This is a genomic window from Sphingosinicella sp., assembly GCF_052388015.1.
Taxonomy (GTDB): Bacteria; Pseudomonadota; Alphaproteobacteria; order Sphingomonadales; family Sphingomonadaceae; genus Allosphingosinicella.
In genome coordinates this window covers 1-12798 of record NZ_JBQTIN010000175.1, presented here as the reverse complement: position 1 = coordinate 12798, position 12798 = coordinate 1, and the positions used below count along the sequence as shown (strand labels likewise).

The following is a 12798-nucleotide window of genomic DNA, read 5'->3' as shown; positions in this document are numbered from 1 at the left end:
CCTTGTCGCAGCGTCCGTCAACGCCGCGGAGGAGGCGCCGGCCTCGCCGCCGGAAGCCACGCCCGGCCTGGCCGAGATGAGCCCCTATCGCCGCCGCGAATATGAGCGCGGCTGGCGCGACTGCATGACCCGCAATTTCGACCGCGAGCGGCAGGGCGAATCCTACCGCATCGGTTGCATGGCCGCCGAGGAAGCGCGAGAGCGGCGGGCACGCTGACGGGGTGACGCTTGGCCGGCCAATCGCTACATGCCCGCCATGTTCGTCGATAGCCATTGCCATTTGAACTACAAAGGCCTGGTCGAGGACCAGCAGGGCGTGCTCGCACGCGCCCGGGCGGCGGGCGTCTCCGCTTTCCTCAATATCTCGACCCGGGCCAGCGAGTGGGACGAGGTGATCGGGCTTGCCGAGAGGGAAAGTGACGTCATGGCGTCGGTCGGCGTGCATCCGCACGAGGCCGACATTCACCCGGACGTCGAGACCGAGACGCTGGTGGAGAAGGCGCGGCATCCGCGCGTGGTCGGGATCGGCGAAAGCGGGCTCGATTATTATTACGACCGCTCCGACCGCGAGCGGCAGCGGCAGAGCTTCCGCTCCCATATTGCCGCGTCACGCGAGACCCAGCTGCCTTTGATTGTCCACACCCGCGACGCGGAAGAGGATACGTACGCGATCCTCGCAGAGGAGATGGGGAAAGGGCGCTACCCGGCGCTGATCCACTGCTTCACCGCCAGCCAGGATTTCGCCGACAAGGTGCTCGACCTCGGCCTCACCGTCTCGATCTCTGGCATCGTGACCTTCAAGAATGCCAGGGAAGTGCAGGAGGTGGCGAAGACGATTCCCGCCGATCGCCTCCTGATCGAGACGGATTCGCCCTTCCTCGCCCCGGTGCCGCACCGCGGGAAACCCTGCGAGCCGGCATATGTCGCCGACACTGCCCGTTTCCTCGCAGACCTGCGCGGCGAGAGCGTCGAGCAGCTCGCGGCCAGCACCTCGGCCAATTTCCGCGCCCTGTTCACCAAGGCGGCGGCATGAAGGTCCGCATCCTGGGTTGCGGCACATCAGCCGGTGTGCCGCGGGTGGGGGACGATTGGGGCGATTGCGACCGGACAGAGCCTAGGAACCGGCGCCGGCGCGCCTCGATCCTCGTCGAGCATGGCGACGCGCGCATCCTGGTCGACACCAGCCCGGACCTGCGCGAGCAATTGCTCGATGCGCGGGTCAAGGATGTCGAGGCGGTGGTCTGGACCCACGATCATGCCGATCATTGCCACGGCATCGACGATCTGAGGCAGCTCTACCATGCGCGCGGACGGCCGGTGCAGGGCTATGCGCGCGCCTACACGCTGGACCTGCTGAAACAGCGCTTCGGCTATGCGTTCGAAGGTGGAAAAGGTTATCCGCCAGTGGTTTCTGGCTCGTTGCTACCGGACCATCTCAATCTTGCCGGCATCTCGATGCGGACCGTCGATCAGCCGCATGGCGACATCACCAGCGCCGGCCTGCGCTTCGACGCCGGCGGTCGCGCGATCGGTTATTCGACCGACTTTCACGACCTTACCGACGAAATGGCCTTGCTGTTCACCGGGCTAGACTTGTGGGTTGTCGATGCGCTGCGCCGCAAGCCGCACCCGACCCATCCGCATCTTGCCGATACGCTGAAATGGATCCGCGAATTGCGGCCGGGGAGGGCGGTGCTCGTCCATATGGACAGTTCGATGGACTATAGAACCTTGTGCGCGGAGTTGCCCGCGGGCGTCGAGCCTGGCTTTGACGGGATGGAGGTCGATCTGTGAGCGGCGAGGACCATGCCCTCAATCTCGTCTATCTCGTCGGCGTCCTTATCCTCGTCGGCTCGAGCCTGATGGTGCGCCGGCTGCCGCTCGGCCAGACGCTGAAGATGATGCTTGCCTGGGTCCTGATCTTCGCGGCGATGTTCGCGGTTTTCGCGCTTCGCAATGATTTCATGGCGTTAGGGCGGCGCATCATCGGCGAAGTCACCGGCAGTGCCGGGCAGGAGACCCGCGGCGACGCGCTGCGCATCCGCCGCTCCAGCGACGGCCATTTCTGGGCCGATGCGGAGGTCAACGACCGGCCTGTCCGCTTCATGATCGACAGCGGCGCGACGACGACGACGCTCTCGGCCGCGGCGACGCGCGGCGCCGGCGTCGAGCCGAGCGACAATTTCGGCGTCATGGTGGACACGGCAAACGGCACCGTCGTGATGCAGCGCGGCAGCATCGCGCGTTTCCAACTCGGCCCGATCGCGCGCGAGGGCCTCGCGGCGCACATCGCGCCGAACGACATGGTCAACGTGATCGGGATGAACCTGCTGTCGAGCCTGCGCGGCTGGGGCGTCGAGGGCGATGTTTTGGTGCTGCGGCCATGAGCGAGCGCAGCAGGCCCCCTCAACCTCTCTATATTTTACATAATGTATATTATCGGACTTTGTGATGACTGAGGAAGAGGGTTCCCCCACTCCGGATCGCGTCGCCGAAAGAGAGCCGATCGAGCGATTGCTCGCGATCATGGCGCGGTTGCGCGATCCGGTGACCGGCTGCGAATGGGACAGCGTCCAGACGTTCGAAACCATCGCGCCCTATACGATCGAGGAAGCCTATGAAGTCGCCGATGCCTGCGCACGCGGCGACATGGCGGACCTGAAGGACGAGCTTGGCGATCTGCTGCTCCAGGTCGTCTTCCACGCCCGGATGGCCGAGGAAGCCGGCGCGTTCGATTTCCACGCCGTCGCCGCGGCGATCGCCGACAAGATGGAGCGCCGCCATCCGCATCTGTTCGGTGCCGCGACCGAGGGCGGCCATTACCTCTGGGAACAAATCAAGGCCGAGGAGAGGGGCGCCAAGGGGCATGAGAGCGCGCTCGACGGCGTCGCCCTCGCCCTCCCCGCCCTGCTCCGCGCCGAGAAATTCCAGAAACGCGCCGCCCGCACCGGCTTCGACTGGCCCGATCCGAGCGGCGCGCGCGCCAAGATCGATGAGGAGCTGGCCGAAGTCGAAGCGGCCGCGCCGGACGAGCGCGCCGAGGAAATCGGTGATCTATTGTTCGCGGTCGTCAACTGGGCGCGCAAGCTCGATGTGGACGCCGAAGCGGCGTTGCGGGCAGCCAACGCGAAGTTCGAGCGGCGATTCCGGGCTATGGAAGGCACTGCGGGCGATGCTTTTTCGTCGTTGTCCCTCGAGGAGCAGGAATTGCTCTGGCAGCAGGCGAAAACAGCGTTGAAATAGACGTTTAGCTGCCGCGACTGTGAAAGCGTTCCATGTTTCCGGACGCCATCCTTACCTCGTAAATGGTCTGGTTGCCTTCCACGCGTTGCTCGAGGACGTCGCCGTGCTGGTGGAGCCAGGCGGCGCTGGCGCCGTCGCTGGCATCGAGCGTGATCGTGTAGCGCTGGTGACCCGCGGTGAGCTTCTTCGCCACGGCCGCAATGAGCGCGTCCACCCCCTCGCCGCTCAACGCCGAAAGCGCGATCACATTGTCGCGTCGACCGGCTTCGGCGAGGATGGCATCATGACGCTCGCCGTCGAGCAGGTCGAGCTTGTTCCAGACCTCGAAACGCGGCGTCGTGTCGGCCACGCCGATCTCGCTCAGCACCGCCTCGACGTCCGTCCGCTGCGCCTCGCTGTCCGGATGCGCGATGTCGCGGACGTGGATCAGCAGATCGGCCGAGACGACCTCCTCCAGCGTCGCCTTGAAGGCGGCGACGAGCTGGGTCGGCAGGTCCGAGACGAAGCCGACCGTGTCGGAGAGGATCGCCTTGTCGATGCCGGGCAAGCCAATCTGACGCAGCGTCGGGTCGAGCGTCGCGAAGAGCATGTCCTCGGCCGTCACCTCGGCGCCGGTCAGGCGGTTGAACAGGGTGGACTTGCCGGCATTGGTGTAGCCGACAAGCGCGATCACCGGCCAGGGCGCGCGCTGGCGGCGGCCGCGATGGAGACCGCGGGTGCGGGTCACCTGTTCCAGCTCGCGACGCAACCGCGCCATCCGGTCGCGGATCAGCCGCCTGTCGGCCTCGATCTGGGTCTCGCCCGGGCCGCCGAGGAAGCCGAAGCCGCCGCGCTGCCGCTCGAGGTGGGTCCAGGACCGGACCAGCCGCCCAGCCTGATAATCGAGATGGGCGAGCTCGACCTGCAGCCGTCCCTCGGCGGTCGCGGCGCGCTCACCGAAGATTTCGAGGATCAGCCCGGTGCGGTCGATCACCTTGACCCTGGTCTCATCCTCCAGATTCTTTTGCTGGACCGGCGTGATCGCGGCGTCGACGATCAGCAGCTCCGCCTCGGCGGCGCGGACGGCGTCGGCGATCCGCTCGACCTGGCCCTTGCCGAACAGGGTCGCCGGCCGCGGCTGGCGGATGCGCAAATGGAGCCGGTCCTCGACACTGACGCCGATCGCCTCGGCCAGGCCGGCGGCCTCGTCCAGGCGCGCTTCGGGATCGCGGCTCTCTCCACGGCCGAGATCGGGCAGAGCGACGACGGCGCGGGCGCCGCGCGCGAACTCGTCGGCGCTGTCGCGATTGAAGACGCTCAGGCGCCCTCCTCCTCGCCCCCGCCGCCCAGGTCGATCGGCCGCTCCGGCTGCACGGTGGAGATCGCATGCTTGTAGACGAGCTGGCACAGGCCATCCCGCTCGAGCAGCAGGCAAAACAGGTCGAAGGCCGCGATGTCGCCCTGCAGCATCACGCCGTTGACCAGGAACATCGTCACCGGTCCGCCCGACTGCCGCGCGGCGGCGAGGAAAATCTCCTGCAATTGCGCGCTCTTGGCTGCCTGCGCGTTGGCGGCGAAGGCCTCGCGGATGCTGGAAAGGTCGGCCGGCTGGGCCGGCATGATCGTCGAGATGGCGTGCTTGTAGACCAGCTGCGCCTGGCCGTCGCGGCGCAGAAGGACGGAGAAATTGTCGAACCAGGTGATGATGCCCTGGAGCTTGACGCCCTTCACCAGGAACATGGTGACGGGAATCTTCGCCCGGCGCAGGTTGTTCAGGAACATGTCCTGCAGGTTGTTGGCGACTCTTTCGGCCATTATTCTGTTCTCCCGGCCCCGCGCGCCGGAGATTAGCACCGCGCCGAAGTGGGCGCCATAACCCCGATCACTCCCCTTCCCCGCCGCGCGTGTCGCCCAGGCCGAGCGCCTTGAGCTTCCGGTGCAGGGCCGAGCGCTCCATGCCGATGAAGCTCGCGGTGCGCGAGATGTTGCCGGAAAAGCGCCGGATCTGGACCTTGAGATACTCGCGCTCGAACGTCTCCCGCGCTTCTCTGAGCGGCGTCCCCATGATCGCCTTGACCGCCTCGCTGGGGTTGAGCTGCGCCTGCTCGTTGAGGATTTCGGGCGGCAGCATGTCGAGCTCGATGCAGCCGATCCGCTCGCCGGGCGCGAGGATGATGGTCCGCTCGATCACGTTGCGCAGCTGGCGGACATTGCCCGGCCAGTCATAGGCCTGGAGCGCCGCCATGGCGTCATCGGAAATATCGGGCGTGTCCACCCGCTGTTCGGCCGCGTAGCGGGCAGCGAAATGGTGCACGAGCGCCGGCACGTCCTCGCGCCGCTCGGACAAGGCCTGGAGATGAACCGGCACGACGTTGAGCCGGTAATAAAGGTCCTCGCGGAAGCGGCCGGCGGCGATCTCCTCGGCAAGGTTCCGCGAGGTCGACGACACGACCCGCATGTCGACCTTCACGGTCCGCTGGCCGCCGACCCGACCGAAGCTCTGGTCGGTGAGCACGCGAAGAATCTTGCCTTGGGTCGAGAGCGGCATGTCAGCGATCTCGTCGAGGAAAAGGGTGCCGCCATGCGCCTGCTCGAGCAGGCCGGGCCGGGCGAGCTCGCCGCTTTCCTCCACCCCGAACAGCTCCTCCTCGACCCGCTCGGGCGTCATCCGCGCCGCGGTGACGACAATGAAGGGCGCCTTGGCGCGCGGGCTCCAATTGTGGAGCAGCCGCGCCGCGACCTCCTTGCCGACTCCGGCCGGGCCGGAGATCAGCACCCGGCTGCCGGTGGCGGCGACCCTTTTCAGCGTGGCGCGGACATTGTTGATCGCGGCGCTGGCGCCGGTCAGCTCCATTTCGTGGCCGACCTGGGCGCGGAGCGCCTCATTTTCCCGCCGCAGCCGATCTGTCTCGGTCGCCCGCGACACCAGGTGGACGAGGTGGCTCGCCTCGAACGGCTTTTCGATGAAATCGACCGCGCCCTGGCGGATCGCCGAGACGGCGGTGTCGAGATTGCCGTGGCCGGAGATCATCAGCACCGGCAGCGACGGGTCGAGCCGCTTCATCTCCTCGAGCAGCTGGAGGCCGTCGAGCTTCGAGCCCTGCAACCAGACGTCGAGCAAGGCGAGCGACGGTCGCCGGTCGGCGAGCGCCTGCAACGCCTCGCTGCTGTTCGCGGCGGTGCGGGTCGAGAAGCCCTCGTCCTCCAGTACGCCGGAGACCAGCTCCCTGATGTCCTGCTCGTCGTCGACGATGAGAATGTCCAAAGCCATGTGACTAACCACTCGCTTCCTGGGTTTGCGGAGGGGCATCGGCGGCGAGTCGCCGCAGCGCCTCGACGTCGAACGAGAAGCGCACCAGCGAGCCGCCGCCGGGCGCGTCCTCGAACTCGATCTGGCCGAAATGCTCCTCGACGATCTTCTTGACGATCGCGAGGCCGAGGCCGGTGCCCTTGGCACGTGTCGTCATATAGGGCTCGGTGAGGCGGCCGCGATCGGCGGGCAGGCCGACGCCGCTGTCGAAGACGTCGATCCGCACCTTGCCGTTCGCTTCGGACACCGTGACAGCGATCCGGTCCGGACCGCCATCCTCGCCCTCGTCGCGTTTCTGCTGGATCGCCTCGACGCCGTTCTTGACGACATTTGTCACGGCCTGGCCCAGCAGGCGCCGGTCGCAGACCAGCCGCGGGCTCTCGTCCGGCGCGTCGAAGCTGAAGCCGATATCCGGATGCGCGACCTCCTGGAGGAAGATGGCATGGCGGACGATCTCGTTCACCGGCTCCTCATGGAAGGTCGGCTTGGGCATCCGCGCGAAGGAGGAGAATTCGTCGACCATGCGCCTGAGGTCGCTGACCTGGCGGACGATCGTGCCTGTCAGCCGTCCGAACGTGGCCGGATCGGACGCGATCTCGCTCGCATAGCGGCGCTGGAGCCGCTCGGCGGCGAGCTGGATCGGGGTCAGCGGGTTCTTGATCTCGTGCGCGATGCGGCGCGCGACATCGGACCAGGCGGCGCGGCGCTGGTCGAGCAATTGCTCGGTGATATCGTCGAAGGTGAGGACATGGCCACCCTCGACCTGCACAGTCTTGACGGCAAGCGTGCGCGGCTCGCCGCCGGTTGCGAGCTGGACCACATCCTCGCGCTCGTCGGCCGCAAGATGATGATCGAGCTCCGGCGCGAGGTCTGCGAGCTTCTGCCCCACCGCGCTGCCGCCGCCGGTCCGGAGCAGAGCCTCGGCGGAGCGATTGATCAGCCGCACGACACGCTCCTCGTCGACCGAGATAACGCCCGCCGTGACGCCCGAGAGCACCGCCTCGATGAAGGCGCGCCGGCTTTCCAGCTGATCGTTGGCCGCAACCAGCGCGCCCGTCTGCTCCTGCAGCCGTCGGGTCATCCGGTTGAACGCGTTGCCGAGCGTACCGACCTCGTCCCGCTCCTCCGAGACCGGGACGCGGACCGAAAGATCGCCGGCCGTCACCTTGTGCGCCGCGTCGACGAGCCGGCCGACCGGCTGGACGAGGCGCTCGGCGAGCTTGAGCGCGATCCAGATCGAAACGCCAACGATCAGCAGCGACATGGCGAACAGCGCCGCATTGAATCGCAACTGCAGGTCACGCGATTGACTCGCCAGCGTCTGATAGTCGGAGAGAATTGTGGCGCCCCGATTGAGCTGGCTTGCCAGCTCCGGCTCGAAGACTCGCGCCGTGTAGATATAGGTGTTCTGGCCGTAAGGCAGGACCGCGATCGCCGCGAAGCGGTCGGAGCTGACGATGATGTTCGGCCGCTCCGGGCGGACTTGAGCCACCATCTGCGGCGTCACCACACTTTCCAGCGGCCGGTCATAGGGATTGACCAAAGCGAGCGACTGGATCGCGCCGCCCTGCCCGACCCGGAAGATGATCGCCTCGGAAAGATTGCGCTCGTAGAGCTGGCGCGCGAAGCCGGCGGCGAAGACCTGGCTGTCGATCGGCACCTGCTGGAGATAGCCGGAGAGGTCGCCGCTCATCGCGACCGCCTCCAGCCCCACCCGCTCGACCTCGCGATTGTAATTCTCGCGCGCCAGGCTGGCGGCATTCTCCAGCATTCCCCTCGCGCGGTCCGAGAAGAAGAACTCCATGCCGTACTGGAACAGCAGCGAGGCGAAGATCACGACCAGCAAGGTCGGCACGCTGGCGATCACCGAAAAGATCGCGACCAGCCGGACCGGCAGCCGGCTCTTGAGGCCCAATGCAGTCTGGGCGGCACGGCGCATCGCCAGTCGGCGGGCGAGCAGCACCATCAGCGCCATGGCCGGGACAAGGTTGGCGACGAGCAGGGTCGCGGCGAGCGCCGGCGTTGGCAGAGTCGGTCGCGCGAAGAGGAAGATGCTGAGGACGACGACCGCGACGAGGAGCGCGACGGTTCCCACCTCCAGCAGCGGCACGAACCCTGTGCGCCGGGTCAGCACATTGAGCCGCCGCCGCCAGCGTGGCGGGCGGGCAGCGGCAGTGATCGCGGCCTCGGCGTTCATGTTGCGCCTCTAGCACACCATGTGGCCAAAACAACACACTATTGACGCAACCCGCCGCAGCGGGAGGGGATTTGGGCGCTCAGGCCGCGGCGCGGCTCAGCCAAGGCCTGTAGAATTCGCCGAGCATCGCCTTGGCCGCGCGCGGGTCGGCTTCCTTGTTGAAAAGGTTCCGAAACTCGGCCGAGCCGGGCAGCCCCTTGGTGTACCATCCGATATGCTTGCGGGCGCAATTGACGCCGATCACCGGCCCATAGAGCGCCAGAATCGCCTCATATTGCTCGACGATCACCGCATATTGCTCGTCGAGTGACGGATCGGGCAGCCGCTCGCCGGTGCGCAGCCAGTGCGCGACCTGCCGCAGCAGCCACGGCCGGCCATAAGCGCCGCGGCCGATCATCACGCCGTCCGCGCCCGACTGGTCGAGCGCCGCATCGGCATCCTCGATCGAGCAGATGTCGCCATTGGCGATGACCGGCACGGACACCGCGTCCTTGACCGTCCGGATGAACGCCCAGTCCGCCTCGCCCTTGTACATCTGGCAGCGGGTGCGGCCGTGGACGGTGATCATCCGGATGCCGAGATCGTCGGCGATCCGGGCCAGCTCGGGTGCGTTGAGACTGGCATGGTCCCAGCCCATCCGCATCTTGAGCGTAACGGGCACGGAAACGGCCTTCACCGTCGCCTCGATGATCGCGGCGGCCAGGGTCAGATCGCGCATCAGCGCCGATCCCGCCTCGCCATTGACCACCTTCTTGACCGGGCAGCCCATGTTGATGTCGATGATCGCCGCGCCGCGATCCTGGTTGAGCTTCGCCGCCTCCGCCATCTCCACCGGCGAACAGCCGGCAAGCTGCATCGAGACCGGCTCCTCGCATGGGTCCCAGACCATCTTCTGCAAGCTCTGGCGGGTCTCGCGGATCGCGGCCTGGCTGGCGATCATCTCGCTGACCGTGAGCCCGGCGCCGTAGCGCTTGACGACCCGCCGAAACGGCATGTCGCTGACGCCCGTCATCGGCGCCAGGATGACCGGCGTCTCGATCCGCACCGGACCGATCTGGATGGGCGACAAGCGGCTCATGGGCCGCGCGAGATAGGGCGAAAGGCGCTGGCGGGCAAGGCGGGCCTCCGCTAGGCGCCGCGGCGTGAGCGAGAGCGGACAAACGGTGGCGCTGGTCGTGGCGGCGGGAAGCGGCAGCCGCGTCGGCGGCGCGCCGAAGCAGTACCGCCTGATCGCGGGCCGCGCCGTTCTCGCGCATGCCGTCGACGCGTTGCGCCATCCACGGATCGATCGGATTCAGGTCGTGATCGGCGAAGGCCAGCAGGCCGACTATGCGACCGCAATGGGGGACCGCCCCCTCCCCGCGCCGGTGATCGGCGGCGAAACACGACAGGAGTCGGTGCGCCGCGGACTCGACGTGATAGCGGTCGCGGGCAGCGTCGGGCGAGTGCTGATTCACGACGCCGCCCGCCCTTTCCTGCCGCCTCCGGTGATCGATCGCCTCATCCATGCGCTCGACGACGCGCCCGGCGCGGTTCCCGTGTTGCCCGTCGTCGATACGCTCGCGCATGCCGACGGCGAGTTAGGCGGCGTGGTGTCGCGCGACGGCCTCCTGCGCCTGCAGACGCCTCAGGCCTTCCATTTCACGGCGATCCGCGACGCCCATGCCGCCTGGTCTGGCGACGCGGCGACGGACGATGCGCAGATCGCCCGCGCGGCCGGACTGAAAGTCGCGACGGTGGCCGGCGATCCGGCGCTGGAGAAGCTCACCTACGAAGCCGATTTCACCCGTGCCGAGGCAATGCTTGCCGCGCGCGCCCTCCCCTGCACCGGCATGGGCTTTGATGTGCATGCGTTCGGACCGGGGAATTCGGTCTGGATCGGCGGCGTCGAAATCGCCCACGATCGCGGCCTGATCGGTCATAGCGACGCCGACGTGGCGCTCCACGCTTTGACCGACGCGCTGCTCGGCGCGATCGGGGCGGGCGATATCGGCGATCATTTCCCGCCAAGCGACCCCAAATGGCGCGGCGCCCCGTCCTCGCTCTTTCTCGAACATGCCCGCGATCTGGTTGAGCAGGCCGGCGGCCGGATCGCCCATTGCGACGTGACGATCATCTGCGAGGCGCCCCGGATCGGCCCGCATCGGGACGCCATGCGCGCGACGATCGCGGGTCTGTTGCGACTGTCACAGTCGAGGATTAGCATCAAGGCGACCACCACCGAGCGGCTGGGCTTTACCGGCCGCGGCGAGGGGGTGGCAGCGCAGGCGGTCGCCACAATCCTGTTGCCGGAGTAGACATGAGCGACTTCATTCTTCCCGCCGAACTGGTCGATCTCGCCCGCCGCGTGATCGAGGCGAACCGCGCCGCCGGCCGACGGATCGCGGTTGCCGAGAGCTGCACCGGCGGCCTCGTCTCCTCCGCTTTGACCGAGATCGGCGGCTCTTCCGACGTGTTCGAGGCCGGCTTCGTCACTTACTCCAATGAGGCCAAGATGGCGGTGCTCGGCGTCGCCTCCGACGTGATCGAGACATTTGGCTCCGTGTCTATCGCCTGCGCCTGGGCGATGGCGCAGGGCGCGCTGGCGAAGACGGAAGCCGACGTCGCCGTCGCGATCACCGGCATCGCCGGCCCCGGCGGTGGATCGGAGAACAAGCCGGTGGGCATGGTGGTTTTCGCCTGCGCCGAGCGCGGCTCGGACAAGGGCGACATGGTCGCCGATTGTCGCCAGTTCGGCGATATCGGCCGGGCTGGCGTGCGGACTCAGGCGGCGCTCTGCGCGCTCGAGCTGCTGCTCCCGGAAGGCGCATAGAGCGTCGCGGCGCGCGCCTCGAAGGAACCGATCATCCTTCTCAGCGCCGCATCGAACATCTTGCCGGCAAGCGCCTCGAAGATCCGGTTCTTGAATGCGAAGTCGACGCAGAAATCGACCTCGGTCCCGCCCGGCGCGGCCGCGAAGAACCAGCGGTTGTGGAGATATTTGAGCGGGCCATCGATATAGTCGATCTCGATCTCGCGCGGCCGCTCCTTGCGGACTCGCGACGTGAAGGTTTCCTTGAGCGCGCTGAAGCCGACGACGAGGTCCGCCACCATTTCGGTTTCGCTGCTCGAGCGCACCCGCGTCGCCGCGACCCAGGGCAGAAACTCCTGGTAGCGGCCGACATCGGCGACCAGGTCGAAGAGCTGCTCCGGCGTGTAGGGAAGCAGCCGGGTCTCGCGATGGCGGGGCATCAGCTTCCGGCGGAGGCGGCCAGCTTCGCCGCGCGGGCGGCGCGCATCTTCTCGAAATCGTCGCCGGCATGATAGCTGGAACGGGTCAGCGGGCTGGCGGCGACGAGCAGGAAACCCTTGGCGCGGGCGATCGCGGCATAGGCCTTGAAGGCGTCCGGCGTGATGAACGCCTCGACCTTCGCGTGGCGCGGCGTCGGCTGGAGATATTGGCCCATGGTGAGGAAATCGATCTCGGCCGATCGCATGTCGTCCATCACCTGATGGACTTCCATGCGCTCCTCCCCCAGCCCGACCATCAATCCGGACTTGGTAAAAATCGATGGGTCGTGCCGCTTGACGCTCTCCAGCAGTCGCAGCGAGGCATAATAACGTGCCCCGGGGCGGATCGTCGGATAGAGGCGCGGCACCGTCTCCAGATTGTGATTGTAGACATCCGGTCGCGCAATAACGATCTTTTCTACAGCGGTTTGCGACTTATTCCTGAAGTCCGGTGTGAGGATTTCGATGGTCGTCGACGGCGTGTTCCGGCGCAGCGCCTCGATCACCTTGACGAACTGGCTCGCGCCGCCGTCCGGCAAATCGTCTCGGTCGACCGATGTAACGACGATATGCGTGAGGCCGAGTTCCGCCGCGGCGACCGCGACATGCTCGGGTTCCAGCGGGTCGACCGCGCGCGGCATCCCCGTCTTGACGTTGCAGAAGGCGCAGGCCCGGGTGCAGGTGTCGCCCAGGATCATCACCGTGGCGTGCTTCTTGGTCCAGCACTCGCCGATATTGGGGCAGGCCGCCTCCTCGCACACCGTGGCGAGGTTGAGCGATCGCATCAGCTTCTTCGTTT

Annotated in this window: 14 protein-coding genes; 7 read left to right on the top strand and 7 right to left on the bottom strand. The window is 67.0% G+C overall.

Translation table 11 applies throughout. From position 1 onward, the window contains the following. The 5 genes from ACT4N3_RS13945 to mazG all read left to right on the top strand — a co-directional run. The coding region (locus ACT4N3_RS13945) for a hypothetical protein (protein WP_444855828.1) at nucleotides 1–217 on the top strand (217 nt) is incomplete at its 5' end. A 39-nt stretch (nucleotides 218–256) separates the two neighbouring features. Next, nucleotides 257–1033 (top strand): TatD family hydrolase, encoded by a 777-nt coding sequence (locus ACT4N3_RS13940; protein WP_444855827.1) that lies wholly within the window; start codon nucleotides 257–259, stop codon nucleotides 1031–1033. After that, nucleotides 1030–1794, top strand: a complete 765-nt coding sequence (locus tag ACT4N3_RS13935) for an MBL fold metallo-hydrolase (protein WP_444855826.1) — start codon at nucleotides 1030–1032, stop codon at nucleotides 1792–1794. The genes ACT4N3_RS13940 and ACT4N3_RS13935 overlap by 4 nt, the downstream gene beginning before the upstream one ends. After that, nucleotides 1791–2387, top strand: a complete 597-nt coding sequence (locus ACT4N3_RS13930) for a retropepsin-like aspartic protease family protein (RefSeq protein ID WP_444855825.1) — start codon at nucleotides 1791–1793, stop codon at nucleotides 2385–2387. The genes ACT4N3_RS13935 and ACT4N3_RS13930 overlap by 4 nt, the downstream gene beginning before the upstream one ends. A 64-nt stretch (nucleotides 2388–2451) precedes the next feature. Further along, complete coding sequence (gene mazG, locus ACT4N3_RS13925) at nucleotides 2452–3243, top strand: nucleoside triphosphate pyrophosphohydrolase (protein ID WP_444855824.1); 792 nt, start codon at nucleotides 2452–2454, stop codon at nucleotides 3241–3243. Nucleotides 3244–3247: 4 nt separating this feature from the next. On the opposite strand, the gene hflX is transcribed toward mazG, so the two are convergent. The 5 genes from hflX to dusB form a co-directional block, all read right to left on the bottom strand. Then, nucleotides 3248–4543 (bottom strand): GTPase HflX, encoded by a 1296-nt coding sequence (gene hflX / locus ACT4N3_RS13920; protein WP_444855829.1) that lies wholly within the window; start codon nucleotides 4541–4543, stop codon nucleotides 3248–3250. Beyond that, the gene (gene hfq, locus ACT4N3_RS13915) at nucleotides 4540–5037 is read right to left on the bottom strand and encodes an RNA chaperone Hfq (RefSeq protein ID WP_444855823.1); all 498 of its coding nucleotides are present in this window, start codon (nucleotides 5035–5037) and stop codon (nucleotides 4540–4542) included. The genes hflX and hfq overlap by 4 nt, the downstream gene beginning before the upstream one ends. A 67-nt stretch (nucleotides 5038–5104) precedes the next feature. Further along, nucleotides 5105–6493: a nitrogen assimilation response regulator NtrX gene (gene ntrX, locus ACT4N3_RS13910; protein WP_444855822.1), complete on the bottom strand. Its 1389-nt coding sequence runs from the start codon at nucleotides 6491–6493 to the stop codon at nucleotides 5105–5107. A gap of 4 nt (nucleotides 6494–6497) precedes the next feature. Beyond that, entirely contained in the window at nucleotides 6498–8729 is a 2232-nt protein-coding gene (locus tag ACT4N3_RS13905; protein ID WP_444855821.1) for a sensor histidine kinase, read from the bottom strand. A 79-nt stretch (nucleotides 8730–8808) separates the two neighbouring features. Then, nucleotides 8809–9807, bottom strand: coding sequence for a tRNA dihydrouridine synthase DusB (gene dusB / locus ACT4N3_RS13900; protein WP_444855820.1), 999 nt, complete (start codon nucleotides 9805–9807; stop codon nucleotides 8809–8811). A gap of 64 nt (nucleotides 9808–9871) precedes the next feature. Here dusB and ACT4N3_RS13895 point away from each other — a divergent pair, with 64 nt between their 5' ends. After that, the gene (locus ACT4N3_RS13895; protein ID WP_444855819.1) at nucleotides 9872–11026 is read left to right on the top strand and encodes a bifunctional 2-C-methyl-D-erythritol 4-phosphate cytidylyltransferase/2-C-methyl-D-erythritol 2,4-cyclodiphosphate synthase; all 1155 of its coding nucleotides are present in this window, start codon (nucleotides 9872–9874) and stop codon (nucleotides 11024–11026) included. A gap of 2 nt (nucleotides 11027–11028) precedes the next feature. After that, nucleotides 11029–11541, top strand: a complete 513-nt coding sequence (locus ACT4N3_RS13890) for a CinA family protein (protein WP_444855818.1) — start codon at nucleotides 11029–11031, stop codon at nucleotides 11539–11541. On the opposite strand, the gene ACT4N3_RS13885 is transcribed toward ACT4N3_RS13890, so the two are convergent. Next, nucleotides 11493–11960, bottom strand: coding sequence for a type II toxin-antitoxin system RatA family toxin (locus ACT4N3_RS13885; RefSeq protein WP_444855817.1), 468 nt, complete (start codon nucleotides 11958–11960; stop codon nucleotides 11493–11495). The genes ACT4N3_RS13890 and ACT4N3_RS13885 overlap by 49 nt on opposite strands. Then, nucleotides 11960–12798, bottom strand: an 839-nt coding sequence (gene lipA / locus ACT4N3_RS13880; RefSeq protein WP_444855816.1) for a lipoyl synthase, incomplete at its 5' end; no start/stop codon positions are given. The genes lipA and ACT4N3_RS13885, both read right to left, overlap by 1 nt.

Excerpts from the sequence above, each read along its gene's own strand:
- mazG (WP_444855824.1), top strand. The coding sequence starts at position 2,452 with ATGACTGAGGAAGAGGGTTCCCCCACTCCGGATCGCGTCGCCGAAAGA.
- dusB (WP_444855820.1), bottom strand. The coding sequence starts at position 9,807 with ATGAGCCGCTTGTCGCCCATCCAGATCGGTCCGGTGCGGATCGAGACG.
- ACT4N3_RS13935 (WP_444855826.1), top strand. The coding sequence starts at position 1,030 with ATGAAGGTCCGCATCCTGGGTTGCGGCACATCAGCCGGTGTGCCGCGG.
- ACT4N3_RS13890 (WP_444855818.1), top strand. The coding sequence starts at position 11,029 with ATGAGCGACTTCATTCTTCCCGCCGAACTGGTCGATCTCGCCCGCCGC.
- ACT4N3_RS13885 (WP_444855817.1), bottom strand. The coding sequence starts at position 11,960 with ATGCCCCGCCATCGCGAGACCCGGCTGCTTCCCTACACGCCGGAGCAG.
- ntrX (WP_444855822.1), bottom strand. The coding sequence starts at position 6,493 with ATGGCTTTGGACATTCTCATCGTCGACGACGAGCAGGACATCAGGGAG.
- ACT4N3_RS13940 (WP_444855827.1), top strand. The coding sequence starts at position 257 with ATGTTCGTCGATAGCCATTGCCATTTGAACTACAAAGGCCTGGTCGAG.
- hfq (WP_444855823.1), bottom strand. The coding sequence starts at position 5,037 with ATGGCCGAAAGAGTCGCCAACAACCTGCAGGACATGTTCCTGAACAAC.
- ACT4N3_RS13905 (WP_444855821.1), bottom strand. The coding sequence starts at position 8,729 with ATGAACGCCGAGGCCGCGATCACTGCCGCTGCCCGCCCGCCACGCTGG.